Source organism: Kitasatospora cathayae (assembly GCF_027627435.1).
GTDB classification, from domain to species: Bacteria; Actinomycetota; Actinomycetes; order Streptomycetales; family Streptomycetaceae; genus Kitasatospora; species Kitasatospora cathayae.
On the sequence record NZ_CP115450.1, the window covers coordinates 1,123,617 to 1,147,012 of the forward strand.

Sequence of the window (23,396 nt, forward strand, 5' to 3'; positions counted from 1 at the left end):
TGATCTCACGAGGGGGAAACCACCATGACGCGCTGTGTCCTGACCGGAATCGACGGATCGCCGCAGAGCGAGGCCGCGGCCCTGTGGGCGGCCGCGGAGGCCCGCCGCCGGGGCCGCGCACTCCGGCTGCTGCACGCCTGGCCGTGGCTCGATGCCGGGACCGAGAACGTCTCGCGGCCCGGCGACCTGCGGCCGAGGGCGTTGGACGCGCTTCGCGGGATCGGCGACCGGATCCGGCACGACCACCCGGGCCTGCCGGTGGAGGCCGCGGTGATCTCCGACGATCCCGTCGACGGGCTGGTCGCCGCGGCGAAGGGGCAGGAGCTGCTGGTGCTCGGGTCCCGCGGGCTGGGCGGGTTCGCCGGTCTCCTGGTCGGTTCGGTGGGACTCGCGGTCGCAGCGGGCGCTCCCATCCCGACGGTGCTGGTCCGCTCCGGACAGGCACCCGCCGAACGGCCCGCGGCCGTCGAGGCGACCCGGGAGGTGCTGGTCGGTCTCGACGGCCGTGAACCCGGCGACGCCGTCGTCGAGTTCGCCGTCACCGAGGCGGAGCTGCGCGGCTGCCGGCTGCGCGTCGTGCACGGGTGGGACCTGGTGCCCGCCTGGGCCTACGGGGGCCTGATGCCGCCCCAGGTGGACCCGGTGGAGCAGGAGGCCGTCGAAGCGGCCCTGATGTCCCCGGTCCTCACCGACCTGAGGGCGAAGCACCCCGGTGTCGACATCGTCGAAGACATCCGCCTCGGCGGCGGAGCGCGGGCCCTGCTGGAGGCCTCCACCCATGCCGACCTCGTCGTCGTCGGCCGACGGGAAACCCGTCACCGCCTGGGTCCGCGCCTCGGCCCGGTCGCCCACGCGGTTATGCACCACTGCGCCGCCCCGGTCGCCGTGGTCCCCCACCCTTGAGCCGTGCACACCCCTCGCCATCGCCCACCCGAGCAGCGACAAGGAGCACCACCGTGGCCAGCACCCACCGCCCCGCCCGGCCCGACAGCCCGCCCGCACCGCCGTGCGGCCACCTGCGCCGGGCTCTCGGCCGGGAGCGCAATCCGCTCGGCCGTGCCCTCGACCGGGCCCGGAGCCGGGCGGTGGTGCTCACCGCCCTCGGGATCGCACTCGCGGCACTCCTCGGCGCCGGGGCCGCCGTCACCCACCTCGCGGACGGCTGGCGGCAGGCCGAGGCCACGGCCGCCCGCCTGCACCGCGTCGACGCCCTGGTGCAGGGCTCCGTCCGGAAGGCGGAAGCCACCGTCGTAAGAGGGAAGGCCGTCTATCGCGCCGACGCGGCCTGGACCTACCCCGGCAACCAGCGCAACACCGGCAGCATCGACGTCCCCCGGACCACCGGGCCCGGCGCCACCGTCGGGATCTGGGTCGACCAGAGCGGCCGCCCGGCCGCCGCACCCCCGAGCGCCGCCGACCTGGTGGCCGACGCCGTGTTCCTGGGCCTGTTCCTGTTCGGCCTGCTCGGCGTTCTCGCCTCCGCGGGGCTCTGCGCGAGGCTGAGCGCCCTCGACCGTCGGGCCGACCGGGCGTGGACGCGGTCCTGGGCCCGATTGGAGCCCGTGTGGAGCGGCCGTGCCCCGCCCGGCAACCATCACGGCTGACCGGACACGACAGCACGGTTCCCCCTCCCCCAGCCGGATCCCCCCCGAAAGGAAGACCGTGGCAGACCAACCCGATACCACCGGTGACATCGCACGCGCCGTCGTCGCCGCCGCGTGTGCCGCACCGTCCATCCACAACACCCAGCCGTGGCGTTTCCGCTTCGACGAGGACACCCGGGTGTTCGAGGTGCACTCCGCCCCGGTCCACGGTTTGCCCCGGACCGATCCCGATGCCAGGGCGGTGCACGTCTCGGTCGGCGCGGCGCTGTTCAACCTCCGTGCCGCCGCAGTGCACTTCGGCCGGGAGCCGGTGGTGCGGCTGCTTCCCGACCCGGAGACCCCGGACCTGCTCGCCACCGTCCGGCTCGCCGGAAGACCACGGGCCGCCCTGACCCGTCGCCCCGACCTCTACCGGGCGATCTGGCGCCGGCGCACCAGCCGCTTCCCGTTCACGCCCGAGCCGGTACCGGCCGCCGTCCTGGCGGAACTCGCCGAGTGCGCCCACCAGGAAGGCGCGGAGCTGCTGCGCCCCGGCCCCGCCGGGAGGGCGCGACTGCTCGGCCTCACCGCCGACGCCGAACATCGCAACCGCAACGATCCGGCGCGCCGGGCCGAGAGTCTGCTCTGGATCGCCGGCCCCGACGACCGGGCGGGAATTCCGGCCTACGCCGCCGGGACGCAGGATGTCGGCGGACGTCTGCCCATGCGCGAATTCGTCCCCGGCACCGGTACGGGTCGGCCACAGGTCGCGTACGAGTCCGAGCCACAACTCCTCCTGCTGGCGACCCGCCACGACGGCCGGGCGGACTGGCTGCGCGCGGGCCAGGCGCTGCAGCACGCGCTGCTGCTGCTCACCCTGCGAGGCCTCCGTGCCTCCCTGTTCCACCAGGCCATGGAATGGCCCGACCTGCGGGCCCGCGCAGCGGCCGCGCTCCCGCACCACTGCGCGCCCCAGATGCTGCTGCGCGTCGGCCACGGGCCGGCCGGCTTCCCCACGCCGCGACGCCTGCCGGTCCCGCCGGTCACCCGGTGGAGGACCCTGACCCCCTCAGTGCCCGAGGAGGCCGCCGTGTGACGAGCCGGATCCCGCGCTCCTCGCTTCGCCCGCCTTGTCCCCGGCCGCCCCGGCGTCCCGGACGAGGTAGGGCCGGACGGCCCTATCGAAACCGCCCCGGGTCACGCCAGACTTGGTGGAGGTTTCACGCGGCCTGCCACCGGGGCGGGCCCACGGGGTTGGAGCGGTGATGACGGAGAGTCCGGCGGCTGGGACGAGCGGCTCAGTGACGGTGTTCCTGCTGGACGACCACGAGGTGGTCCGCCGGGGCGTGCACGACCTGCTGGACGCCGAGCCGGACCTCCAGGTGATCGGCGAGGCCGCCACTGTCGAGCAGGCGCTCGCCCGGGTCCCCGCGCTGCGCCCCGACGTCGCGATCCTCGACATGCGGCTGCCGGACGGCGACGGCGTGACGGTCTGCCGCGAACTGCGCTCCCGGATGCCCGAACTGATCTGCCTGATCCTCACCTCGTTCGACGACGAGGAGGCCCTCCTGGACGCCATCATGGCCGGGGCCGCCGGCTACGTCCTCAAGCAGATCAGCGGCACCGACCTGGTCTCCGCCGTACGCACGGTCGCCTCCGGCCAGTCGATGCTCGACCCCGGCGCCGCCACCCGGCTGATGGCCCGCCTGCGCGGCGACGCCGTCACCGAACAGAGCTCCGACCTGCCCCAGCTCACCGAGCGCGAGCGGGAGGTCCTCGCCCTGGTCGGTGAGGGACTCACCAACCGCCAGATCGGCCAGCGGCTCTACCTCGCCGAGAAGACCGTCAAGAACCACATCTCCCGCCTGCTCGCCAAACTCGGCGTGGAACGCCGGGTGCAGGCCGCCCTGATCGCCACCCAGACCCTGGCCACCCACGGGCAGCCGACCGGTCGGCCCGGCCGCTGAACCAGCCGCCCCGGGACACCCGCCCCACCGACCAGGTCCGGTCGGCATCCTCGCCGGGGACCAACGGCCCCTCCCCCGGCGCCCGATGCGGCGACACCATCGATGCCATGACACCTGACACCACGCCGCTGGACGGGCGAGAGTGCCGACGGCTCCTCGCCGGCCTCTCGGTCGGCCGGGTCGTCTACACCCTCGGTGCCCTGCCCGCCGTTCAACCCACCCAATACAGGCTCGGCGCCGACGGCAGCGTCCTGCTGAGCGCCACCGCCGGTTCCGAGCTGGTCCGAGCGGTCTCCGGCGCGCTGGTGGCCTTCGAGGCCGGGGAGCTCGACGCGGCAGACGGCACCGGCTGGAGCGTGACCGTCCTCGGCCGCGCCGACGTCACACCCGACCGGACGGCAACCGGCCCGACCGACACGGTCACCGTCCGCATCCTTCCCGAGCTGGTGAGCGGCCGCCTGTTCCCGCCGACCCGCCTGGTCCAACGCTGACCGGATCACCGCCTCCAGCCAGCGGACGGCACGACGAAGGCGGTGCCGACAGGCCGGGTCAGTGTTCCAGCGGCACCGACCAGGACAACCTGGTGCCGCCGGTCTCCGGAGAGGCCAGCTCGAAAACGCCCCCCAGGGTCTCGGCCCGCTCCGCGAGGTTGCGCAGCCCGCTGCGCCGCCCCTGTTCCGGGATGCCCACCCCGTCGTCCTGCACCGTGAGCACCACCCGCGACCCGGTCGCCTGCAGCACCACCTCGACCCGCCCGGCCCGGGCGTGCCGGGCCGCGTTGCTCAGCGCTTCTCCCAGGACCGCCACCACATGGTCGGCCACCTCCGTGGGCACGTCCGTGTCGAGTAGGCCCTCCATGCTCAGCCTGGGCGGGAAGCCCAGCGCGGCCTGCGCCTCCTCGGCCACCCGCACCACGCGCGACCGCAGGCCCTGGCCGCCCTTCTCCTCCCGCGCCCGCAGGCCGAAGATCGTCGACCTGATGATCTTGATGGTCTCGTCCAGGTCCCCCACCGCACGCAGCACCCGGTCCGATGCGCCGGGATGATCGATGACCCGGGCCGCGCTCTGCAGCGTCATCCCCGTCGCGAACAGTCGCTGGATGGCCAGGTCGTGCAGGTCCCGGGCGATCCGGTCGCGGTCCTCCAACATCGCCAGTTGCTCGACGTCGCGGCGGCGTTCCGCCAGCTCCAGGGCCAGCGCGGCCTGGTCGGCGAAGCCCAGCAGCGGGCCGATCTCCCGGTCGGTGAACTCGGGCCGGCCCGCCTTCCTGGCCAGCAGCAGCACGCCGTCGATCTGTCCCTCGGCCCGGCCCAGTGGGACCGCGACTGCCGGTCCGAGCCCGGCGAAGCGGCTCGGCCCGGCGGAGAGCCGGGGATCGCCGGCCAGGTCCACCGTGGTCACCGGCACCCCCGAGGCGCAGGCCGCACCCGACAGCGACCCCTCCAGCGGCACCACCAGGCCCGACCGGCCGACCGCGTCGCCGCCGAGCGCCAGTTCCACGCGGACCGTTCCCGTCCCCGGCACCGGAACGGAGACGTCCGCCAGGTCCGCGCCGGTGATCTCCCGCGCCCGCTGGGCGATCAGCTCCAGCACCTCGGAGCGGGATCCGCCGGACAGCAGGGCGCGGGTGATCTCCGCACTCGCGCTCAGCCAGTGCTGCTGGCGCTGGGCCTCCTCGTACAGCCGGGCGTTGTCGATCGCCACGCCGGCCGCGACCGCCAGGGTGGAGATCACGGACTCGTCGTCGGCGTCGAACTCCTCACCGCCCCGCTTGTCCGTCAGGTAGAGGTTCCCGAACACCTCCTCGCGCACACGCACCGGCACGCCCAGGAAGCTCCGCATCACGGGGTGGTGCGCCGGGCACCCGAACGACGAGGGGTGCGCGGACAGGTCTTCCAGCCGCAACGGCTCCGGGTGGCGGATCAGCTGGCCCAACAGGCCCCGACCGGTCGGGTAGGGGCCGATCCGGGCGATCTCCTCCTCCGTCAGGCCCACCGTGAGGAACTGCGACAGCGTCTCCCCGTCCGGCCCGATCACCCCGAGCGCCGCGTACCGGGCGTCCACCAGGACCGCCGCCGCCTCCACGATCCGCCGCAGCACCTGCGTCAGATCCAGCTCCCGGCCGACCGACAGCACCGCCTCCAGCAGGCTGTGCACCCGGTCCCGGGTGCCCCGGGCCGCGTCGATCCGCGCCTGAAGCTCCTCCAGCAACTCGTCCAACCGCAGTTGCGGCATCCGTGACCGCACCGTCTCGCCGCTCACGGGCCCCTCCTCATCGCCGAAGTCGCGGCCGATTCTCGCAGACGGCCACCGGATCCCGGGACCTTCGGTACCGAGGTGGGGCTGCTCGGCCCCTGTGACCGACCGTCGGCACGGCGGGAGTCTGGTCGCCGGACGGGACCGCGCCTACGGGTGGCGCGGTCCTCCGCCGACCAGGGAGGTCACAGAGATGTCGCACAGCGTGGTGGTGGGGATCGACGGCTCGGCACAGAGTGCGGCGGCGGCCGAGTGGGCTGCCCTCGAGGCCCGCCGGAACGGGCTCGCGCTGCGGATGGTCCATGTCGCCGGCGGCGAGGTGGAGGCGCTCGACCGCGACCTCGGCGGCGACAGCGCGCTGCCGGGCCCGGTGGCCGCGATCCGGGACCGGATCACGGCCGAGCTACCCGAACTGGCGCTCTCCTGCGAGATCATCCCCGGGAACCCGGCCCACGCGCTGGCCGCCACCGCCCGGCGGGCCACGATGCTGGTCCTGGGCTCGCGCGGCCTGGGCGGCTTCGCCGACCTCCTGGTCGGTTCGGTCGGGTTGCGCGCCACCGCCCGCGCAGACTGCCCGGTGGTGCTGGTCCGCGCCGGCTCGGACGGAGGAACCGGAACGGACGGACCGACCACGGCGCCCGGAGCCGTCGTCGTGGGCGTCGAGGGCGACCGGCCGTGCGACGCGGTGCTCGCCTTCGCCTTCCAGCACGCGGCCGGCACCGGCGCCGCCCTACGGGTGATGGAGAGCCGGGACACATTCCGCGGCCCGTACACCACCGAGGCGCCGGTGGGCATGCGGGAGATCGGGGAGTCCCTGGCGGCCGCCGAGCAGGTGCGACTCCAGGACGCGCTGTCGCGCTGGCGGGACAAGTTCCCCGAGGTCCGCACGACGGCGGAGGTGTGCCCGTGGAGCCCAAGCCGGATGCTCGTGGAGGCCTCCCGCACCGCGTCGCTGGTCGTCCTCGGCCGGCGCGCTCCCAAGCACCCGATGGCCGGACCCCGGCTGGGGGCGGTGGCCCAGTCGGTGCTGCACCACACCCACTGCCCCGTCGCCGTCGTACCGCACCGTTGAACCACCGGTCGCACCCGGGTCCCTGACACGGGACCAACCGCGCGGCGGACCCGGGACCTTCGGCCGCGAGCGGGTCCCATTGGGCCGGTCCCCCGGCGCCCAGCACGAGGAAGCCTGGAAGGGACGGCGCGCGTGGCACCCGCCCGGTGCCCTGACATCGGACGATGATCCGGAAAGGCAGTCCAGCATGGCCCGTCGCCCGCGGCACGAGTCGAAGGCGGCTTCCGAGAGCAGCAGCCTTCCCGCCCCCGAGCCGACCGCCGTCGACCGCCTAGTGCGCAACGCGCTCGACGCGCTGGCCGCGTACGCCTCCTTCACCCAGGAACAGGTCGACCACATCGTCAGGAAGGCCTCGCTGGCCGCACTGGAACGGCACACCGCGCTCGCGGTGCTGGCCGTGGAGGAGACCGGCCGCGGGGTCTTCGAGGACAAGGCGGTCAAGAACGTCTTCGCCCGCGAGAACGTCACCCACGTGATGGCCCGGACCAGGACGGTCGGGGTGGTACACCGGGACGAGATCGACGGCATCGTCGAGATCGCCGAGCCGGTCGGCGTGGTCGCCGGCATCACCCCGGTGACCAACCCGACCTCGACCGTGATCTTCAAGTGCCTGCTGGCGCTGAAGACGGGCGTCGCCGCCTTCGCCGCCTCGCTCGGCAACGTCACCCGGGTCGACGTCCTGCCCTTCCACAAACTCGGCGCCGCCAAGTGGCGCGCACTCGGCCTCGACTTGCCCCTCGCCGACACCCCGGTGCCCACGCCGGACCAGATCGCCCGAGCCCGAGCGATCTTCGCCGCACAGGGCCTGCAGACCGTCTGAACCCGGACGGGTTCCCCGGCAGGTCCCGGGCCGCGGTACGGCTGCTCAGCACCGGCGCCCGGACCATCCCGGTTCCACCTGCTCCCAAGCGGACTCCCAGCTCCGCTGGGCCCGCCGATCCAGCTGGTGGCGGCCACCCCTGCCTACCGAATCCGAGCACGGAGACCGTGCCGATGCCCGCCAGGACGGCGTCCGAGACGATCAGTTCGTTCGACCTGGGCACGCTGATCGGCAGTCCGGCGTCGCTCAGCCCGACCCGGACGGCCGTCCCGATGGCCGTGCCGTCCGGTACGGGGATGCTGCCGGTACCGGGCCCGGCCGGATACGCCCACCGCGCCGGGGCGTGCTCCCGCGCGCTGCCTGCCCGGGGATTGTCCGGTACGACAAGAGCCGTATGCCGGGAGACTGTCACCCGACCTCGCCAAGGTTCGCATGAACGCCAAGCACGCCACAGCCCTGCTGCGGGCTCTGCTCGCCCTGACGAACGCGGAGAGCCCCCGCCGGCGGATGACGGTCGGGTGGTTGCGATCCTCGGGGCCCAAGAACTGATCTGCCGGGTCACAGGTCGTTGCCGGCGTAGGAGAGGTTGAAGCTCTTGTTGGTGAGGGGGAAGTCGGGGACGATCGTGTCCGCGAGGGCGACCGGCAGGGCGGGCCAGTTGAAGAAGGACGGGTCGACGATCTTGACGCGGCTCAGGCGACCGGCACCGGCCGAGCAGCGGCAGCGGCCTCGCCGAGGGCTGGCGCGGCACCATCGCCACCCGGATCGAACTCGCCGCCGACGCTGCTCATCGCGACAACCGGCTACACGGCGAACAGGTGGGTCCCAAGGATGTAGATCCCGGCCCGGATCAGCATGGCCTTGCGCCGGCTCTTCTCCTCCGAGGTGGCGTCACTCATGGCCGGTTCTCCTGGGGTCGGGTGGCGGGGCGGTCGTGGCGGGGCCGGGGGCGGATGTGCAGGCGCTGGCCGGTGAGGGCGGCGTCGGCGAGGCGTTCGCGCAGGGTGGTCAGGTCGACGACGTCAGGGGCCGTCGGGGCGCCGTGATCGTCGTAGGGGGTGATCTCGAAGCGCAAGGGCGTCCTTCCGGGTCAGGGTGCGGGCTTGGCGGGCAGGGGCAGTTGAACGCGCACGGTCTTGCCCGCGCTCAGGGTGGAGGGGGCGATGACGAGGCGGCCGCCGAAGTCGTAGACGAGTTCGGCGATCACCTGCAGGCCCCCGCGGGCCGACACCCTCGGCACGCGGGGGTGCTGGTCGGCCACCAAAACTTCGAGGTAGCTGTCCCCCAGGCTCACGGTCAGCCCGAGCTGGGGTGAGCGCTCGGCGGCGTGGCGCACGCAGTTGGTCACCAGCTCGGTGACGATCAGCAAAGCGGCGTCCAGGACAGCCGCTTCGCGCGGCAGGCCCCACGTGGTGAAGCGGATCTGTACGGTGTGCCGGGCCAGCGGAATCGAGGACGGGAGCGTCGGAAGGGACAGCGTGAGGTGCCGCCCGGAGGCGATGGGCGGGTCCTCGCGGGCGGGCGGAACGTCGTCCCATTCGCGCCAGTTCCGGCGTCCCCAGCGGCGCTTCACCTCCGGGGCTCGCTGGGTGCGGTCATCGGTCGGCTCCGTTTCATACCGTGGCATCCGCCAGGACGCCGGTGGTGTGCAGTTCGGTGCGGGCGTGGGCGATGGCATCGGGGGTGTGAGCGAAGACCCGGCCCGCCGCGTGCAGATCGTCCAGGACGCCGAGCGCGTCCAGGGTGCGCCGGTGGCCGGGCTTGACGCCGGACACCAGGACCAGGATGCCGTGCCGCTCCAGCTTGCTGATCGCGTCGCCGAGGACGAGGGCGCCGGTGGAGTCGATGGCGGTGACCTGGGACATGCGCAGGATGACGGCCTTGACGTCGGCGGTCTCGGCGAGCTGGAGCAGGAAGCGGTGGGCGGCGGCGAAGAACACCGGGCCGTCTATCCGGTAGGCGGCGATGTGCTCGGCGAGCAGTGCCTGCTCCTCCTCGTGGTGGTCGGCCGGAGGGAGACCGTCGTGCAGGGGTACCTGCTGCAGCCTCGCGGACTGTGCGACCTGGCGCAGGGCCAGGATCCCGGCGACGGCCAGGCCGACGATGACGGCGGTGACCAGGTCGAAGGCGAGAGTGGCGGCGGCGGTGAGAACCAGGATGGCAGCCTCGCCGCGGCCGCTGCGGGCCAGCGCCCGCAGCGAGGCGACCTCGACCATCCGGACGGCGGTGGCGATCAGCACACCGGCGAGCGCGGCCAGCGGGATGTCCTGCACGAGGGGTGCGGCGGCGAAGACGACTACGGCGAGCACGGCTGCGTGGACCAGGGCGGCGAGCCGGGAGGCGGCGCCGGAGCGGACATTGACGGCGGTGCGGGCGATCGCGCCGGTGGCGGCCACGCCGCCGAACAGCGGGGCGACCAGATTGGCCACTCCCTGACCGAACAACTCCCGGTCGCTGTCGTGGCGTTCGGACACGCTCATCGCGTCGGCGGCGGTCGCCGACATCAGCGACTCCAGCGCCGCCAGCGCCGCGACCGCGAAGGCGGCGGTGAGCAGATGCGGAACGGCGCCGAGGTCCAGGAACCCCAGGGACGGCATCGGCAGTCCAGCCGGAAGGTGACCGATGGTCGCCACGTCCAGGTGGACGAAGTGGGCCGCCAGGGTCGCGGCTGCGACGGCGAGCAGCGAGAACGGGATGCCGGGGCGCCACCGGGCACCGGCCAGCATCACGGCGGCGACGCCGAGCGCCACCGCGATCGCCGCCGGGTGCGGGTGGCGGACGAAGTCGGCAACGGCCTGGGCCGCCACAACCACGACGTTCTCGGCGTCACCCTTCTTGACGCCGAGCGCGGCGGGCACCTGCTGGAGCCCGATCACGCCGGCGATGCCAAGGGTGAAGCCCTCCACCACCGGGGCGGGGACGTAGGCCATGAAGCGGCCGGCGCCACCCAGCGCGAGAGCGATCAGCAGTGCACCGCTGATCAAACCGACGGTGAGCACGCCGGAGGTGCCGTACTGGTGCACGATCGGCACCAGGACCACGGTCATGGCGCCGGTCGGGCCGCTGACCTGGAGGTTGGAGCCGCCGAACATCGCGGCCAGGGCGCCGGCGACCACGGCGGTGGCCAGCCCGGCCTCGGCGCCGGCGCCGGAAGCGACGCCGAAGCCGAGGGCGAGTGGCAGGGCGACGATCGCCACCGTCAGGCCGGCCAGCAGGTCCTTGCGCGGCGAGCGGCCCATGGTGGCGAGGATCGCGCGATTCGGCAGAACGGCGCGGACGCGTCCGGCGGCACGGTTCAGAAGGGTCGGCTGTACGGCACTCACGCGGTCTTCTCCCGGACGTCCTGCACGTCGGCCCCGCGCAACTCGGCGAGCAGCGTCCCCTGGTCGGTGATCATCTCAGTGAGGATGCGGCGCGCGGCCCGCAGCAGCTCCGCGACGTCCGGCGTGCTCAGCGCATAGACCACCGTGTTGCCCTCACGGGTGGCGGTGACCAGATTGCTGCGGCGCAGGACGCCGAGCTGCTGGGAGAGGCTGGACGGCTCGATCTCGATCGAGGCGAGCAACTCGCGCACCGGGCGCGGACCGTCTTGGAGCAGTTCCAGCACGCGGATGCGCGCCGGGTGGCCGAGCGTACGGAAGAACTCCGCCTTGGCCTGGTACAGCGGGACGGCCATGCTCAGTCTTCTTCCTCTTCCTCGACGGTGCGCTCGACCTCGATGCCGTGGTGGGCGGCGATCCGCAGGAGCTGCGTGATGCGTCCGGCGTACGCCTGCGCGCCGTCCTCGTCGCCGGCCGCCCGAGCGCTGGCCCGCTGCCGGCGCGCCTCGGCGAGCTGCTCACGAAGCTCCTGGCCGAAAACGTCGCTCATGCGCCCCTCCTCGCCGCCGGCGCTGCCGCGCGCGGCCACACCCCTGCCGGATACAAGGCAGCATCATCTATGAAATTGAAGAATTCTTCAAGTTGCGATCATCGCAGATCGACATACGCCCGGCTTGAGGCGGTAATGATCAACAGTGGTCATCGCCACGGCCGAAGCCGGCCTCATCCGTAGCCTTCGAAACCAACGACCTGGTGAGGAGGAGCAGATGGCGAACGTCGACAGTGCCCTCAAGGATGCGATGACCATCGACGGGGCGCTCGGTGCCGCCGTGGTCGACTCCGGGAGCGGGATGGCTCTGGGGTCGCTCGGCGCCGCCCAGGACCTGGAGCTCGCGGCGGCCGGCACCACCGGACATGTTCCGCGCCGCCTCCCGCTCCCTGGACACGCTCGGTCTGCACGGCGAGCAGATCGAGGACACCCTGACCACGCTCACCCACCAGTATCACCTGATCAGGCCACTGACCCGCCCCGGGGGCAGCGGCCTGTTCCTCTACCTCGTCCTGGACCGCGCGCGCCAACCTCGCGATGGCCCGCCACCAGATCCGCCGGATCGAGGCCGACGCGCGGCCCCAGCGGGAAGGTGAGCGCCGCAGTTTTGCCCTGCCGACAGGAGAGGAGGGGTCGGAACATGACAGGATTCGACCCAGGCGGGCAGGCCGGCGACGCCGAACGTCACAACCTCGCCCGCGACATGCGTCAGATGTACGACGCCGGGGCGTCCGTTCGCGAGATCGCCGAGAAGTACGAAAGGTCGTACGGGTCCGTCCACCGCCTGCTGCGCATGGCCGACGTCACCTTCCGTCCGCGCGGCGGCCCGACCTCGCACGGCTGAACAGGAGCCGCCGATCACGTGGCGGCGACCGCTCGGTCGGCGCCCGCCCATCACCTCCGGGCGGGCCCGAGGCGCGGTGATGGCCCCACGGGCATCGGCGTCCGTGGCCGCATGCTGCCCTTCTTGCCGCGATCGACCGGGTTCGGCCCGATCAGCGATCCCCCGGTTGGCGCGAACGGAGGCCGCCGCGACGATTGCTGAGGTCAAGTCCACCTCGCCCCGGGCCCCGAGTTCGTCCAGCACCGCCCGGTGCAGCCGACGCCATAGGCCGGCCTCGGTCTCTACCGTGAAGCGGCGATACGCGGTGGCGGGCGACGTACCGAATGTCGGCGACAGATGCCGCCAGGCACAGCCGCTGGTCAGCGCGTACACCACTGCCGTGAACACGGCCCGCTCGTCACACGGAGCGGTCCCACCACCTTGCGACCGAGCAGCGAACGACGGCAGCAACGGGGCGGTCAGGTCCCAGAGTTCATCAGGAACCAGACACTTCGATAGATCAGCACCCACGACCGCCATCATGCTGCACGAACATCAAGTCACATGAGACAACCTCTAAGCCTTGATTGGTGCGGCCGACCTGGCGGCCTGCTCGATCTTCGCGCAGTAGGCTGCGCGGGCTTCCTCGTCGATCTGCTTCTCGTGTTCGGGGCGCACCCCGGTCCGGCCGTCGAGGCCCTCGCGCAGGATATCGGCGTGCCCGGCATGGCGGTTGGACTCGCCGAGGACATGGACCATGATGGTGAACAGGTTCGTGTTGGAATAAGGCTCCGGCCACCACGGCACGTGGCCGGGGGCGTCGAGGGGAAGCTCGTTGATCGTCGCGTCCGAGTGTTCCCACGTGCGCCGGTAGAACCCGATGATCTGATCGCGGGTCTCGTCCTCGGTCGCCCACAGATCGCTGCCGTTGGAGTCCTGCCACCGGGGCAGCGGTTCCAGGGAAGGGCGGTCGAAGACCTCGCCGAAGTACCTGGCCTCGACGCTGGCCACGTGTTTGACCAGACCGAGGAGGTTGGTCCCGGTCGCTGTCAAAGGTCGGCGGGCGTCGTACTCGGACAAGCCGTCGAGTTTCCAGAGCAGCGCCTCGCGGTCCCGCCGCAGTCTCCCGTGCAGGTTGTCTTTCGCGAATTCATCGATCATGCGCCATGAGCCTGCCATGGGCTGCTCGTGGTCTCAAGATCCCGTACGTGGTCCGCAACGACTGGCAGAGCCGAGGCCTGGCCATGGCCGCTGCCCTGACCTGCTACAAGAAGGTCGCGGAACTTGCCACGTGAGACAACCTCTTATAGATGGGCGCCGGGTGGTCGAACGTCTTCTCCCCGGCCCTGGCCGCGTCCTGCCTCCCGGAGTGCGCCAGGGCGAGCACGCCGTCGATATCCACGCCCACCTCGCCACCCGCTTCCCGGGTCGCCTCGCCGGCCAACCGTCAGACCCCTTCGCTGACTTCGGCCCGCGCTCGGCGAATCGCCGCGAGTGCACGGGCGGGGCGAGGCCAGGGTGTCGATCAGGCGAGAGACAGTCGGGTCGGAGCGGACCAGGTGCGGGCTCTCACCGCGAGCCGCAGGTCAGAGCCCCAATTCCGCGTTGGTGATCGCATGGTGGTCGCAGGCGATCACCCGGGCGTGGCACCTGTAGCCTCCGTGCGCCGATCAAGGAGCCACAGCTGCAGGAGGCAGAAGAATTGCGCAGGTCAGGACGACCAGGCCGGGTCTACCGGCTCACCGACCGGGCGCGCACGCTCGGCCCGGTCTACCGGGCCCTCGCCCCGTGGTCCTCGGACCATCTTGACCACACGCCCCAGGGACGGTCCGGCCGGATCGAGGATGCGCTGCACCGCCTGCAGTTGGTGGACACCACCGAGGTGGTCCGGCTTCCAGCCCGGACGGTCGCGTCTACGTCGGCTGGCTGCCCGAGGACCACGGCGCCCGGCAGCGCGGCATCGTCTGGCGCGTCCAGGTCCAGCCCGCCGACGCCTGGACCCAGGAGTTCTTCGCCGCGACTGGCGTGGTCCCCGTACGCGACAGCAAGGACCCGGGTGGTCCTGCGCTGATCTTTGATGTTGCCGCATGGGCTGCGTTCATCGCCAAGGTCAAGAGCGGGAGCTTCCCGACCACTTGAGTCATGTTGCCGGCCCGCCTCGCACTGAGGCGGGCCCGGACGCCCCGGACCGAGGACGGCCTCCCCGTCGTGGGAGAGTCATTCCCATGATCTTCATACGCCAACAGCCCAGGCGCGTCGCCGCAGTCGTCTTCCTCAGCGCCGCCGCACTTCTCTTGACCGCGTGCGGAGAACAGCGTCCCGTGCATTCGGCGACGACGAGCACCGCCACACCCACGCCCTACGTGGAGCCCGGAGCCGGCGACGGCGCGCCGCACTACCGGGAGAACAACGGCTCCCGCATCGCGGGCGAGATGTCCCCCGCGAGCGCGGCGGACGCGAAGAAGGAGGCCGACCGCATCGAGCCCGTCCTCAAGGCGCTCTGGCAGGCCGGCACCTGGGACCCGAAGACCGTCCGTACCGCGCTGCTCAAGCTCGGGTACCAGGAGAAACCGAACGGGCCGCTGGTGGTGCGGCAGATGGACGCGCGCTTCGTGACCGACCACTACGTCACCCCCGAGGGCGCCGTGGTCAGCCTCCAAGTGCACGACGACGCCTGCGTCATAGGCTTCGTGCAGCGGAGCAACTACCAGGCGAAGGCCACCGGGCCGTACCCCGAGTCCGGCTGCTTCGAACCGCCCTTCGCGCACTGACCGGCAGCGTATCCGCCGGTGGAGCCCCGGGCGCGCTCCGACCGCCCGGGCCGGGCTGCGCGCGGGCGACCTGCCGCTCACCCCCGACGACGAACCCATGGGCAGCGCCCAGGCCCTGCAGCGCCTGATGCTCGCGGACGCCATCGGGCGCTCCCTCCCGCTCACCGTCCTGCGCGGCGAGGCACTGGTCGACGTGATCGCCGTACCGGCCGAACTCGCTGCCGATGACTGAGGGTTGTCAACCGCTAGCCGCGCGGCGCGCGGCGCATCGTCCACAGGGTCGGCCCGTCGCCCGGCAGCGCCACCTCCTCCAGCACCTCGAAGCCGAAGTGCCGGTAGACGGCGAGGTTCTCCGCCTTCGAGGACTCCAGGTGGACCGGCAGCCCCGCCGCGTCCGCCCGGGCGAGCCCCGAGCGCAGCAGGGCGGCGCCCTGCCCCCGGCCCTGCGCGAGCGGGTCCGCGCCGATCACCGCCAGGTACCAGTGCGCCTCCTGCGGCGCGGTCGCGGCGGCCGCATCGACGCACTGCCGGAACCAGCCGGCCCGGTCCCCGAGGAGCTCCGCCAGTTCCCGGATCGTGCCCTCGTCCGGTACGGCCTTCTCCTGCGCCTCCGGCGCCACCCAGAACGCGGCCGCGTGCTCGGTGCGCTCGCACAGCCCGTACGGCAGGTACTGGCGGGTGAGCAGCGTGGTGAAGTAACTGCCCAGCGCGGCCGGGCGGGTGGCGTCCTCCGGGAAGAACCAGCACATCATCGGATCGTCCTCGAAGGCCCGGGCCAGCACCCGGGACATCGCCCCGACGTCCTCGCCCGTCGCCGCCCTCGGCGTGCTCGTGTCCGCGTTCGTGGTCGCGTTCGTGGTCGCATTGGTGTTCGTCATCCGCATACGGACATTCTGCGCGTCCTTATCCGCACCGCCCGGGCGGGGGTAGCTGTTGTACCGTCAACTCGCCTACGGCTAGGAGAGTGTGGAGTGGCCGCTGCGGGCGGCGGCCCGCTGTCCGAACGGCGGCCACTCCACCGTGAGGCGCCGGGGGCGCCTCCGGCCGTCGCGGGCTCCGGAGTACCGGCCGGGGCCCGGGGGCCGTCCATGGGGCGGTTCGGACCGTACGGTCCGAACCGCCGGCAGCAGGCCCCCGGCTACCCCTTCGCCGGGAGCAGTTCCGGCGCGGGGCCGACCGGCAGGTGCCAGCGGGCGCGGCGGTGCAGGGCCTCCAGGTCGTGCAGCAGTTCGGGCACCGGGACGGTCAGCACCGGGCAGCCGGCCCGGCGGGCGCAGTACCCGGACACCGGGCGCCGCAGCCGGCGGCGCAGCGGGCCGCCGCTGCGCCCGAGCACCAGCAGGTCGTCGGCCCGGTCGGCGAGGTGCACCAGGGCGGGCCCGGTCTCGCCGCGGATCACCACCGGCTGCACCGGCACGCCCGGGTCGGCGCCGCCGAAGGCAGCGTCCAGCGCCTCGTCCAGGCGCCGCTCGGCGGCCTCCCGGACGGCGGCGAGCAGCGGTGGGCAGGGCGAGCGCCGGTAGCCGTGCTCGCCGCCCGGCGGCTCCCAGGCGAGCACCGGCCACAGCTCCGCGCCCCGGTTCCGGGCCTCGGCCACCCCGCGGTGCAGCGCCGCCAGGCTCCCCAGCGACCCGCTGACCCCGACCACCACCCTGGGTGCCGCGCCGTCCTGCTGCCGCCCGTTGCCGTGCATGGTCCGTCCTCGTGTGGTTGGGTGCTCCGTCGACCTCCACCCAATCGCTGCCTGGCCGGTCGGTCGGCCCTTGTTGACGGCTTCCTGACGCGCCGGGTGGTGTTCCCTACGCACTCCGTACGCGGGCCGGGCTCTCCCCCTCGCCGCCCCCCTGGCCCTGGGTGCCGGTCCGGCCGCGGCGGCCACCGGAGACCTGGCGGTCAACGGCACGACCCACACCGACCCCTCCGGGTGCTACGCACTGGACGGGATCGCCAGCATCGTCGACGACCTCACGGACGAGGCGGCGGAGATCCACTCCGGCGCGGACTGCGCCGGGGAGGTCCTCGAAGTGATCCAGGCCGGCGACGACGGCCGCGTCACCGAGGCGCAGAGCCTCTACGTCCTCTGACCCGGCGCGAAGTCCCCTGACCCGGCGAGGACCGGCAGCTGATCGCGAAGCGGCTCTGCTCCCCGAGGCCCTGCTGGCCTGGCTGCGGACTTGGTCGGAGCAGGCCCTGCGGCGACGGTGGCGGCCCAGTCGCGGCGCCCCTCGCCGATGTGCTGCGCCAGATCGAACAGCGTCCACTCGGGGCAGGTCGGCACCTGCACGTCGAGGCCGGGCGCGGAGGCGACCGCGGCGCGGAAGGCAGTTGACCGTTCGTCGATCAGTCGCAGCAGAACGGGGAACTCGAGTGTGTTGTCACCCTGGATCTCTGTCACTGCGTTCCGCCGATCGGACAGCGATTTTCACCGCCGCCATCGCGGGCGGACCCTCACCACCCCGGAGAAAGGAGCGCCGACAGCGCACCGGAGGGCCTGTTGCGGTACCAGCGCCTGCTGCACCCCCGGACGAGGAAGCCCTCGCCCCGGCCCAGAGCCCGGCCGAGGCGAAAGGCCGCCGCCGGCTGCGCGTGTGGCGGCTGGGGCACGGACCGGACGGGAGGCCGGTGAGCAGGGCGACGACGCCGGGCCGTGGTGCTGACCGGCGCACCGGTGTCCGGGTCGGCCCCCGGCGTCCTCATTCAAGGTGAGCCGCGAGCCGACTCTGGTCGCGTACCTGCCCGGCGGTGTGGTGCTCCTTCTCCGTCGCGGTGCCCGCCGGAGCCGGACGCCGGGCAGGTCGCCGATTGTCAGTCGATGCCTTCGATGATGCGGAAGTCGCGCTCGACGCCGTCGGAGAGCGCGGCCAGCGCCTCCTGGTAGGCCTCACTCTCGCGGGCCGCGAGGGCCTGTTCGAAGCTGTCGAACTCGATCAGGATGGTGCGCTCGGCGATTCCGGCCTCGTGTGCGACGACCCGACCGTCACGGGCGAGGAGCCGCCCGCCCCCGGCCCGGACGGCCGGACCGGCCAGCTTGTTGTAGGCAGCCAGCTTCTCAGGGTCTGAAATGGTGCGGTAGACACTGACCCAGTAGCCTTTGGGCACGGAACCCCCCAGTGTTCGTAAGAGCACATCTGACTTCGAATATGTAATTCAGATCGATCGTACCCAACGACGGGACGCCGGGGTGGTTCGGAGAACGCGCCGGTCAGCCGACCCGGCGGTCGCCGTGAGGAACTCGCGGTCGGCATCCTGAGCAGTAGGCATCGTCGGCGACCGGCCGGGTCCCGTTGCGCATCGGCCGCAGGCACAGCCCGTCCGTGCCGAGCTGGCCGTGTCGGTGTCCTGGAACGACCGGTTCGGCGCTGGCGGAGCGGCGCGTTGGATGGCCGTCGAGCCGCTTCTCACTCAGCAGCGGGCATGGTGCATCCGCTTCCCGTCGTCGCCGCACTGGTAGCCGCCGCTCTGCCACCCGGATCACCTTCAGTCACGGTCGGGCTGATCCTTTCGAAGAACCGGCGACCGTTGAACGCGCGAGCCCACCAGTACCGAGGCCGGTAATCCCCTGGCCCCGGCACGACGATCGAATGGTGCTATCGTCATTGGCACCATGTTGCTGAAGCTGGATCTTGGCGACGCCCGCCCCCTGCACGAGCAGGTGGCGGGCGCGATCCGACGGGCCGTCGCGGAGGGCGAGTGCGCCCCCGGCGACAAGCTGCCGCCCGCCCGGGAGCTCTCCCGGGCCCTCGGGGTGAACACCAACACCGTGCTGCGCGGGCTGCGCGCCCTGCGCGACGAAGGGGTGCTGGAGTTCCGCCGGGGCCGCGGCATCACGGTCGCGACGGACGCCGACACCCGCGCCGAACTGGTGGACCGGGTACGACAGTTGATTGCCGACGCGGCCCGGGCCGGCTACAGCAGGAACGATCTCGTGGATCTGATCAGGGGGATGTCGTGAGGAACGAAGAACCTGCGGGAGAGCCCGCCTCAAGCCGGCCGGCCCGCCGGGGAGCGCTGTGGGGGGCGGTGGTCTGGACACTCGGTGTGGCGGCACTGCTGGTCGCGCTGCCGCTGACCGCCCGCGACCGGCTGCCGAAGCAGGTGGCGACCCACTGGAGCGGGAGCCACCCGGACGATTCGATGCCGCTGATGACGGCGGCGCTGTTCCCGGCCGGCCTCTGGCTGCTGGTCGCGGCCGGTCTCGCCGTCGCCCTGCGCTTCCGGCCCGGCTCGGCCCGCGGCTTCGCCGGACCGGTGCTGGCCGCCACCGGGGTGCTGCTGAGCGGGGCCCAGGCCTCCATCGTGCGCTCCAACCTGGACCGCGCCCGCTGGCAGGACGCCGCGCCGATGGGCATCGAGGTGGTCCTGATCGTCCTGGCGGCCGGCCTGGCGGGCGCCCTGGCCTGGCTGGCGACCCGACGGGCCGCCACCGCGCCCGCCAGGCCCGGGGCGCCGGAGCTGGAACTCAGGGCGGGTGAGCGGGTGGTCTGGTTCTCCCAGGCCTCCAACCACTGGCTGCAGCTGCTCTCCGCCGTCCTGGGGCTGCTCTCGGTGCCGGGATTCCTGCTCGCCGCGAGCGGGCTCACGGAGTCCGCCGACTGGCCGTCGGCGGTCCTCTTCGGCCTCGGCTCCGTCGCCGCCCTGCTCAGCTCCTCGGTGCGGGTCCGGGTGGACGACGAGGGCCTGCACGTCGGCTTCGGCCCGTTCGGCCGGCCCGCCCGGCGCCTCGCCCCCGCCGAGCTCGTCTCGGCCCGGGCCGAGCAGCTGACCGCCCGCCAGGCCGGCGGCTGGGGCTACCGGCTCCACCGCGGGGGCAGCATCGTGTTCCTGCGCCGGGGCGACTGCCTGGTGGTCCGCACCAGGCGCGGCCGGGACTTCGCGGTCAGCGTCGACGACGCCGAACGTGGCGCCGCCCTGCTCAACGCGCTGATCGCCCGTACCGCCGGCGCCGCGACACGCTGAGCCCCCGCCCGGCCCGCCACCCGTGAGCAGCCCTCCGGTGGCGGGCCCGTCCGTCTGCGGCGAGGCTGGTGCGCGGTCAGGCCGGTGCGGTCGGCCCCCAGGCGGCGAGCAGCGGACGGACGGTGGTGCGGGTGGCCGGCGGCAGCGGCGGTTTCCCCTCGCGCGGTGTCTGGCGCCGCCCCGAGTTGCGCTGGGTGGACGTCCTGGTCGCCGCCGCGCTGGTGGCCGGACTGTACGGGCTGCTGCGGCTCGCCCCCTCGCTGGACGCGCCGTTCCTGCCCGACCAGGCTCCCGCCACCGTCTCCACCGACCCGTCGAACCTGCCGTTCTACGCGGTGCGTTCGCTGCTGCGGATGTTCGTCGCGCTGTTCGCCTCGGTGCTCTTCACCTTCGTCTACGCGAGCGCCGCGGCCCGGATGCGGCGGGCCGAGAAGGTGCTGCTGCCGGTCCTGGACATCCTCCAGTCGGTGCCGATCCTGGGCTTCCTGTCGATCACCGTCACCGCCTTCATCAACCTCTTCCCCGGCTCCACGCTCGGCCTGGAATGCGCGTCGATCTTCGCCATCTTCACCTCGATGGCCTGGAACATGACCTTCGCGTTCTACTACACCCTGGTCAGTCAGCCGCGCGAACTGGACGAGGCGGCCCGGGTGATGCGGCTGACCAAGTGGCAGCGGTTCTGGCGCCTGGACGTGCCCAGCGGCATGATCCCGCTGGTCTGGAACGGGATGATGAGCTTCGGCGGGGCCTGGTTCTTCCTCGCCGCCTCCGAGTCGATCAGCGTGCTCAACCACCGCTACGCGCTGCCCGGCATCGGCTCCTACGCGGCCACCGCGATCGGCAACGGCGACCTGGGCCAGGTCGGCATCGCGATCGGCGTGATGATCGTCCTGGTGATCGGCGTCAACGTGCTGTTCTGGCGGCCGATGACGGCCTGGTCCGAACGGTTCCGGGTGGAGGAGTCGGAGGCCGCCGACCGGCCGCGCAGCCTCGTCCTCGACCTGCTGCGCCGCTCCAGCCTGCCGGAGCTGGCGGCCCGGCCGCTGCGGCCGCTGGGGTTCGCGCTGGACCGCGGCATGCGGGTGTTCGGTCTGGCCGAGCACCCGCTGGCCCGCCCCGCCGCCCGGGAGCGCACCGGGGACGTGTTCTTCGCCGGGGCGGTGGCCGCCGTGGTGGTCTTCGGCGCCTGGCAGGCCTTCGCCTACGTCCACACCACCGTCGGCCTCGGCGAGTTCGGCCACGCCTTCGCCCTCGGCGCGGCCACCTTCCTTCGGGTGCTGGTGCTGCTCGTGGCGGCGACCGCGGTGTGGGTGCCGATCGGGGTGTGGATCGGCATGAACCCGAGGGTCACCCGGTTCGCCCAGCCGCTGGTGCAGGTGCTGGCCAGCTTCCCGGCGAACTTCCTGTTCCCGTTCGCCACCGCCGCCTTCGTCGCCCTCGGGATCTCGCTGAACCTCGGCTCGGTGCTGCTGATGGCGCTCGGCGCGCAGTGGTACATCCTGTTCAACGTCATCGCCGGGGCCTCCGCGATCCCCAGCGACCTGCGCGAGGCGATGACCGGCTTCCAGGTCTGGGGCAGGCTGCGCTGGCGCGCGTTCATCCTCCCGGCGGTCTTCCCGTACTACATCACCGGCGGCATCACCGCGGCCGGCGGCGCCTGGAACGCCTCGATCGTCGCCGAGGTGGTGGACTACGGCTCGCACCACCTCACCGCCACCGGGCTCGGCTCGTACATCGCCGAAGCGACCCGCACCGGGACCTTCCCGAAGATCCTCGTCGGGGTCAGTGTGATGAGCGTCTACGTGGTCGCGCTCAACCGGCTGCTGTGGCGCCGGCTCTACCGGCTCTCCGAGACCCGCTACGCCCTCTGACCAGTCCGCCGAGGAGCACCGTGACCGCCGCCGCCACCCGCACCGCGATCGTCGAGGCCTCCGACGTCACCAAGACCTTCACCACCCCGGACGGGCGGGCCCTGCCGGTGCTCGACGACATCAGCCTGCACCTGGCCGAGGGCGAGATCGTCGCCCTGCTCGGCAAGTCCGGCTCCGGCAAGTCCACCCTGCTGCGCTGCCTGGCCGGGCTGATCCCGCCCTCCTCCGGGACGGTCACCTACCGCGGCACCCCTCTGCGGGCCGCCAACCCGGGAGTGGCGATGGTGTTCCAGTCCTTCGCCCTGCTGCCCTGGCTGACCGTCCAGCAGAACGTCGAACTGAGCCTGCAGGCCCGCGGGGTGGACGAGGGCGAGCGGCGCGAGCGCGCCCTGCGGGCGATCGACCTGATCGGCCTGGACGGCTTCGAGGGCGCCTACCCCAAGGAGCTGTCCGGCGGGATGCGCCAGCGGGTCGGCTTCGCCCGGGCGCTGGTGGTCGAGCCGGACGCGCTGTTCATGGACGAGCCGTTCTCCGCCCTGGACGTGCTGACCGCCGAGAACCTGCGCAACGAGCTGGTCGGCCTGTGGGAGGGGCACGAGGCCCCGGTCAGGTCGATCCTGATCGTCACCCACAACATCGAGGAGGCGGTGCTGCTGGCCGACCGGATCCTGGTGCTGTCCTCCAACCCGGGCCGGATCCGCGCCGTACTGACCGTCGACCTGCCCCGTCCGCGCGACCGCCGCACCCCCCAGTTCGAGGCCCTGGTCGACACCGTCTACGGCATCCTCACCGGCCGCGAGGAACAGCCGGCCGCCGAACCCGCCGCCCGCCAGGCGGCCACCCCGATCACCACCCCGCTGCCGCCCGCCACCGTCGGCGGCCTGGCCGGCCTGCTGGAGATCCTGCTCGCCATGGGCGGCGAGGAGGGCCTCGCCGAGATCGCCGACGAACTGAACTTCGAGGTCGACGACCTGCTCCCGCTGGTCGACGCCGCCGTGCTGCTCGACCTCGCCCGCACCACCGGCGGCCGCTTCGCCATCACCGCGGCCGGCCGCGAGTTCGCCGCAGCCGACATCCTCACCAGCAAGCAGCTGTTCGCCCGCAACGCCGCCCGCCACGCACCCCTGGTCCGCGCCATCGTCCAGGCCCTGGCCACCACCGAGGACCACAAGCTGCGTGAGGACCTCTTCCTCGACCTGCTGCGCGCAGGCTTCGACACCGTGGACGCCCGACGGCAGTTGGAGACCGCGATCGACTGGGGCCGCTACGGGGAGCTGTACGACTACGACGCGGACGACGCCGAGTTCGTCCTGGAACCGGGCGCCGAGGCGGCGTTGTAGCGGCCGGCCGGCGAGCGGTCCGGCCGGTAAACCACTCGATTCGGTGGTGGGGCGATCTCCCTTTGCG

26 protein-coding genes and 4 pseudogenes are annotated in these 23,396 nt (G+C 72.7%); 17 read left to right on the forward strand and 13 right to left on the reverse strand.

Features of this window, described 5'->3' with window-relative positions; all coding sequences use genetic code 11:
- Positions 1-24: 24 nt before the first annotated feature.
- The 5 genes from O1G21_RS05270 (at position 25) to O1G21_RS05290 (ending at position 4,041) form a co-directional block, all read left to right on the forward strand.
- Positions 25-903: a universal stress protein gene (locus O1G21_RS05270; protein ID WP_270141212.1), complete on the forward strand. Its 879-nt coding sequence runs from the start codon at positions 25-27 to the stop codon at positions 901-903.
- A gap of 53 nt (positions 904-956) precedes the next feature.
- The gene (locus O1G21_RS05275) at positions 957-1,604 is read left to right on the forward strand and encodes an Rv1733c family protein (RefSeq protein ID WP_270141214.1); all 648 of its coding nucleotides are present in this window, start codon (positions 957-959) and stop codon (positions 1,602-1,604) included.
- 58 nt (positions 1,605-1,662) lie between these two features.
- On the forward strand, positions 1,663-2,679 hold the full coding sequence (locus tag O1G21_RS05280) for an Acg family FMN-binding oxidoreductase (protein WP_270141216.1): 1,017 nt from the start codon (positions 1,663-1,665) through the stop codon (positions 2,677-2,679).
- Between the two features lie 169 nt (positions 2,680-2,848).
- Positions 2,849-3,550 carry a response regulator gene (locus O1G21_RS05285; protein WP_270141218.1) on the forward strand — a complete coding sequence of 234 codons (702 nt, stop codon included), beginning with the start codon at positions 2,849-2,851 and terminating at the stop codon, positions 3,548-3,550.
- Between the two features lie 107 nt (positions 3,551-3,657).
- Complete coding sequence (locus O1G21_RS05290; protein ID WP_270141220.1) at positions 3,658-4,041, forward strand: pyridoxamine 5'-phosphate oxidase family protein; 384 nt, start codon at positions 3,658-3,660, stop codon at positions 4,039-4,041.
- 58 nt (positions 4,042-4,099) lie between these two features.
- Here the strand turns inward: O1G21_RS05290 and O1G21_RS05295 are convergent, their stop codons facing one another.
- Positions 4,100-5,785: a GAF domain-containing sensor histidine kinase gene (locus O1G21_RS05295; protein WP_270150778.1), complete on the reverse strand. Its 1,686-nt coding sequence runs from the start codon at positions 5,783-5,785 to the stop codon at positions 4,100-4,102.
- A 214-nt stretch (positions 5,786-5,999) separates the two neighbouring features.
- Here O1G21_RS05295 and O1G21_RS05300 point away from each other — a divergent pair, with 214 nt between their 5' ends.
- Positions 6,000-6,878 carry a universal stress protein gene (locus O1G21_RS05300; RefSeq protein ID WP_270141222.1) on the forward strand — a complete coding sequence of 293 codons (879 nt, stop codon included), beginning with the start codon at positions 6,000-6,002 and terminating at the stop codon, positions 6,876-6,878.
- 187 nt (positions 6,879-7,065) lie between these two features.
- On the forward strand, positions 7,066-7,698 hold the full coding sequence (locus O1G21_RS05305) for an aldehyde dehydrogenase family protein (RefSeq protein ID WP_270141224.1): 633 nt from the start codon (positions 7,066-7,068) through the stop codon (positions 7,696-7,698).
- A gap of 803 nt (positions 7,699-8,501) precedes the next feature.
- On the opposite strand, the gene O1G21_RS05310 is transcribed toward O1G21_RS05305, so the two are convergent.
- From O1G21_RS05310 to O1G21_RS05335, 6 genes are all read right to left on the reverse strand, one after another.
- The gene (locus O1G21_RS05310) at positions 8,502-8,597 is read right to left on the reverse strand and encodes a DUF6126 family protein (RefSeq protein ID WP_270141226.1); all 96 of its coding nucleotides are present in this window, start codon (positions 8,595-8,597) and stop codon (positions 8,502-8,504) included.
- The gene (locus tag O1G21_RS05315; protein WP_270141228.1) at positions 8,594-8,773 is read right to left on the reverse strand and encodes a hypothetical protein; all 180 of its coding nucleotides are present in this window, start codon (positions 8,771-8,773) and stop codon (positions 8,594-8,596) included. Before O1G21_RS05315 ends, O1G21_RS05310 begins: the two co-directional genes overlap by 4 nt.
- Before the next feature lie 15 nt (positions 8,774-8,788).
- A complete protein-coding gene (locus tag O1G21_RS05320) occupies positions 8,789-9,271 on the reverse strand; it encodes an ATP-binding protein (protein WP_270141230.1) in 483 nt (160 codons plus the stop codon).
- Between the two features lie 40 nt (positions 9,272-9,311).
- Positions 9,312-10,937, reverse strand: a complete 1,626-nt coding sequence (locus tag O1G21_RS05325) for a SulP family inorganic anion transporter (RefSeq protein WP_270150779.1) — start codon at positions 10,935-10,937, stop codon at positions 9,312-9,314.
- Positions 10,938-11,017: 80 nt separating this feature from the next.
- Positions 11,018-11,374, reverse strand: coding sequence for an ArsR/SmtB family transcription factor (locus O1G21_RS05330; RefSeq protein WP_270141231.1), 357 nt, complete (start codon positions 11,372-11,374; stop codon positions 11,018-11,020).
- A 2-nt stretch (positions 11,375-11,376) separates the two neighbouring features.
- Entirely contained in the window at positions 11,377-11,568 is a 192-nt protein-coding gene (locus O1G21_RS05335) for a hypothetical protein (protein ID WP_270141232.1), read from the reverse strand.
- A 217-nt stretch (positions 11,569-11,785) separates the two neighbouring features.
- Here O1G21_RS05335 and O1G21_RS05340 point away from each other — a divergent pair.
- Together O1G21_RS05340 and O1G21_RS05345 are read left to right on the forward strand one after the other, a co-directional pair.
- Positions 11,786-12,141: pseudogene (locus O1G21_RS05340) on the forward strand (hypothetical protein); the annotation flags it as partial.
- Between the two features lie 67 nt (positions 12,142-12,208).
- Positions 12,209-12,412, forward strand: coding sequence for a helix-turn-helix domain-containing protein (locus tag O1G21_RS05345; protein ID WP_270141233.1), 204 nt, complete (start codon positions 12,209-12,211; stop codon positions 12,410-12,412).
- A 261-nt stretch (positions 12,413-12,673) separates the two neighbouring features.
- Here the strand turns inward: O1G21_RS05345 and O1G21_RS41695 are convergent.
- Both O1G21_RS41695 and O1G21_RS05350 read right to left on the reverse strand, forming a co-directional pair.
- A pseudogene (locus O1G21_RS41695) lies at positions 12,674-12,934 on the reverse strand (transposase); the annotation flags it as partial.
- Positions 12,935-12,967: 33 nt separating this feature from the next.
- Entirely contained in the window at positions 12,968-13,552 is a 585-nt protein-coding gene (locus O1G21_RS05350; RefSeq protein ID WP_270141234.1) for a DinB family protein, read from the reverse strand.
- Positions 13,553-13,557: 5 nt separating this feature from the next.
- Here O1G21_RS05350 and O1G21_RS05355 point away from each other — a divergent pair, with 5 nt between their 5' ends.
- From O1G21_RS05355 to O1G21_RS05370, 4 genes and pseudogenes are all read left to right on the forward strand, one after another.
- Complete coding sequence (locus tag O1G21_RS05355; protein WP_270141235.1) at positions 13,558-13,686, forward strand: hypothetical protein; 129 nt, start codon at positions 13,558-13,560, stop codon at positions 13,684-13,686.
- A 613-nt stretch (positions 13,687-14,299) separates the two neighbouring features.
- Positions 14,300-14,530 (forward strand): annotated as a pseudogene (locus tag O1G21_RS41700) (DUF397 domain-containing protein); the annotation flags it as partial.
- Between the two features lie 224 nt (positions 14,531-14,754).
- Positions 14,755-15,162 carry a hypothetical protein gene (locus tag O1G21_RS05365; protein WP_270141236.1) on the forward strand — a complete coding sequence of 136 codons (408 nt, stop codon included), beginning with the start codon at positions 14,755-14,757 and terminating at the stop codon, positions 15,160-15,162.
- Between the two features lie 97 nt (positions 15,163-15,259).
- Positions 15,260-15,394: a hypothetical protein gene (locus O1G21_RS05370; RefSeq protein ID WP_270141238.1), complete on the forward strand. Its 135-nt coding sequence runs from the start codon at positions 15,260-15,262 to the stop codon at positions 15,392-15,394.
- A 13-nt stretch (positions 15,395-15,407) separates the two neighbouring features.
- Here the strand turns inward: O1G21_RS05370 and O1G21_RS05375 are convergent, their stop codons facing one another.
- The 4 genes and pseudogenes from O1G21_RS05375 to O1G21_RS05390 form a co-directional block, all read right to left on the reverse strand.
- Positions 15,408-16,046, reverse strand: a complete 639-nt coding sequence (locus O1G21_RS05375) for an N-acetyltransferase (protein WP_270141240.1) — start codon at positions 16,044-16,046, stop codon at positions 15,408-15,410.
- 254 nt (positions 16,047-16,300) lie between these two features.
- Complete coding sequence (locus tag O1G21_RS05380) at positions 16,301-16,855, reverse strand: universal stress protein (protein WP_270141241.1); 555 nt, start codon at positions 16,853-16,855, stop codon at positions 16,301-16,303.
- A 438-nt stretch (positions 16,856-17,293) separates the two neighbouring features.
- Positions 17,294-17,512, reverse strand: a pseudogene (locus O1G21_RS05385) (maleylpyruvate isomerase N-terminal domain-containing protein); the annotation flags it as partial.
- Between the two features lie 455 nt (positions 17,513-17,967).
- Positions 17,968-18,261, reverse strand: coding sequence for a DUF1330 domain-containing protein (locus O1G21_RS05390; RefSeq protein WP_270141243.1), 294 nt, complete (start codon positions 18,259-18,261; stop codon positions 17,968-17,970).
- 505 nt (positions 18,262-18,766) lie between these two features.
- Between O1G21_RS05390 and O1G21_RS05395 the strand changes: the two genes are divergently transcribed.
- The 4 genes from O1G21_RS05395 (at position 18,767) to O1G21_RS05410 (ending at position 23,329) form a co-directional block, all read left to right on the forward strand.
- Positions 18,767-19,114 carry a GntR family transcriptional regulator gene (locus tag O1G21_RS05395; protein ID WP_270141245.1) on the forward strand — a complete coding sequence of 116 codons (348 nt, stop codon included), beginning with the start codon at positions 18,767-18,769 and terminating at the stop codon, positions 19,112-19,114.
- Positions 19,115-19,182: 68 nt separating this feature from the next.
- Positions 19,183-20,118 carry an SdpI family protein gene (locus tag O1G21_RS05400; RefSeq protein ID WP_270141247.1) on the forward strand — a complete coding sequence of 312 codons (936 nt, stop codon included), beginning with the start codon at positions 19,183-19,185 and terminating at the stop codon, positions 20,116-20,118.
- Between the two features lie 68 nt (positions 20,119-20,186).
- Positions 20,187-21,989 carry an ABC transporter permease gene (locus O1G21_RS05405; protein WP_270141249.1) on the forward strand — a complete coding sequence of 601 codons (1,803 nt, stop codon included), beginning with the start codon at positions 20,187-20,189 and terminating at the stop codon, positions 21,987-21,989.
- A gap of 20 nt (positions 21,990-22,009) precedes the next feature.
- Positions 22,010-23,329, forward strand: a complete 1,320-nt coding sequence (locus tag O1G21_RS05410; RefSeq protein ID WP_270141251.1) for an ABC transporter ATP-binding protein — start codon at positions 22,010-22,012, stop codon at positions 23,327-23,329.
- Positions 23,330-23,396 lie beyond the last annotated feature (67 nt).

Excerpts from the sequence above, each read along its gene's own strand:
- O1G21_RS05270 (WP_270141212.1), top strand. The coding sequence starts at position 25 with ATGACGCGCTGTGTCCTGACCGGAATCGACGGATCGCCGCAGAGCGAG.
- O1G21_RS05285 (WP_270141218.1), top strand. The coding sequence starts at position 2,849 with ATGACGGAGAGTCCGGCGGCTGGGACGAGCGGCTCAGTGACGGTGTTC.
- O1G21_RS05290 (WP_270141220.1), top strand. The coding sequence starts at position 3,658 with ATGACACCTGACACCACGCCGCTGGACGGGCGAGAGTGCCGACGGCTC.
- O1G21_RS05295 (WP_270150778.1), bottom strand. The coding sequence starts at position 5,785 with ATGCCGCAACTGCGGTTGGACGAGTTGCTGGAGGAGCTTCAGGCGCGG.
- O1G21_RS05300 (WP_270141222.1), top strand. The coding sequence starts at position 6,000 with ATGTCGCACAGCGTGGTGGTGGGGATCGACGGCTCGGCACAGAGTGCG.
- O1G21_RS05305 (WP_270141224.1), top strand. The coding sequence starts at position 7,066 with ATGGCCCGTCGCCCGCGGCACGAGTCGAAGGCGGCTTCCGAGAGCAGC.
- O1G21_RS05310 (WP_270141226.1), bottom strand. The coding sequence starts at position 8,597 with ATGAGTGACGCCACCTCGGAGGAGAAGAGCCGGCGCAAGGCCATGCTG.
- O1G21_RS05325 (WP_270150779.1), bottom strand. The coding sequence starts at position 10,937 with ATGGGCCGCTCGCCGCGCAAGGACCTGCTGGCCGGCCTGACGGTGGCG.
- O1G21_RS05330 (WP_270141231.1), bottom strand. The coding sequence starts at position 11,374 with ATGGCCGTCCCGCTGTACCAGGCCAAGGCGGAGTTCTTCCGTACGCTC.
- O1G21_RS05335 (WP_270141232.1), bottom strand. The coding sequence starts at position 11,568 with ATGAGCGACGTTTTCGGCCAGGAGCTTCGTGAGCAGCTCGCCGAGGCG.
- O1G21_RS05345 (WP_270141233.1), top strand. The coding sequence starts at position 12,209 with ATGACAGGATTCGACCCAGGCGGGCAGGCCGGCGACGCCGAACGTCAC.
- O1G21_RS05350 (WP_270141234.1), bottom strand. The coding sequence starts at position 13,552 with ATGATCGATGAATTCGCGAAAGACAACCTGCACGGGAGACTGCGGCGG.
- O1G21_RS05355 (WP_270141235.1), top strand. The coding sequence starts at position 13,558 with ATGAGCCTGCCATGGGCTGCTCGTGGTCTCAAGATCCCGTACGTGGTC.
- O1G21_RS05370 (WP_270141238.1), top strand. The coding sequence starts at position 15,260 with ATGGGCAGCGCCCAGGCCCTGCAGCGCCTGATGCTCGCGGACGCCATC.
- O1G21_RS05375 (WP_270141240.1), bottom strand. The coding sequence starts at position 16,046 with ATGCGGATGACGAACACCAATGCGACCACGAACGCGACCACGAACGCG.
- O1G21_RS05380 (WP_270141241.1), bottom strand. The coding sequence starts at position 16,855 with ATGCACGGCAACGGGCGGCAGCAGGACGGCGCGGCACCCAGGGTGGTG.
- O1G21_RS05395 (WP_270141245.1), top strand. The coding sequence starts at position 18,767 with ATGTTGCTGAAGCTGGATCTTGGCGACGCCCGCCCCCTGCACGAGCAG.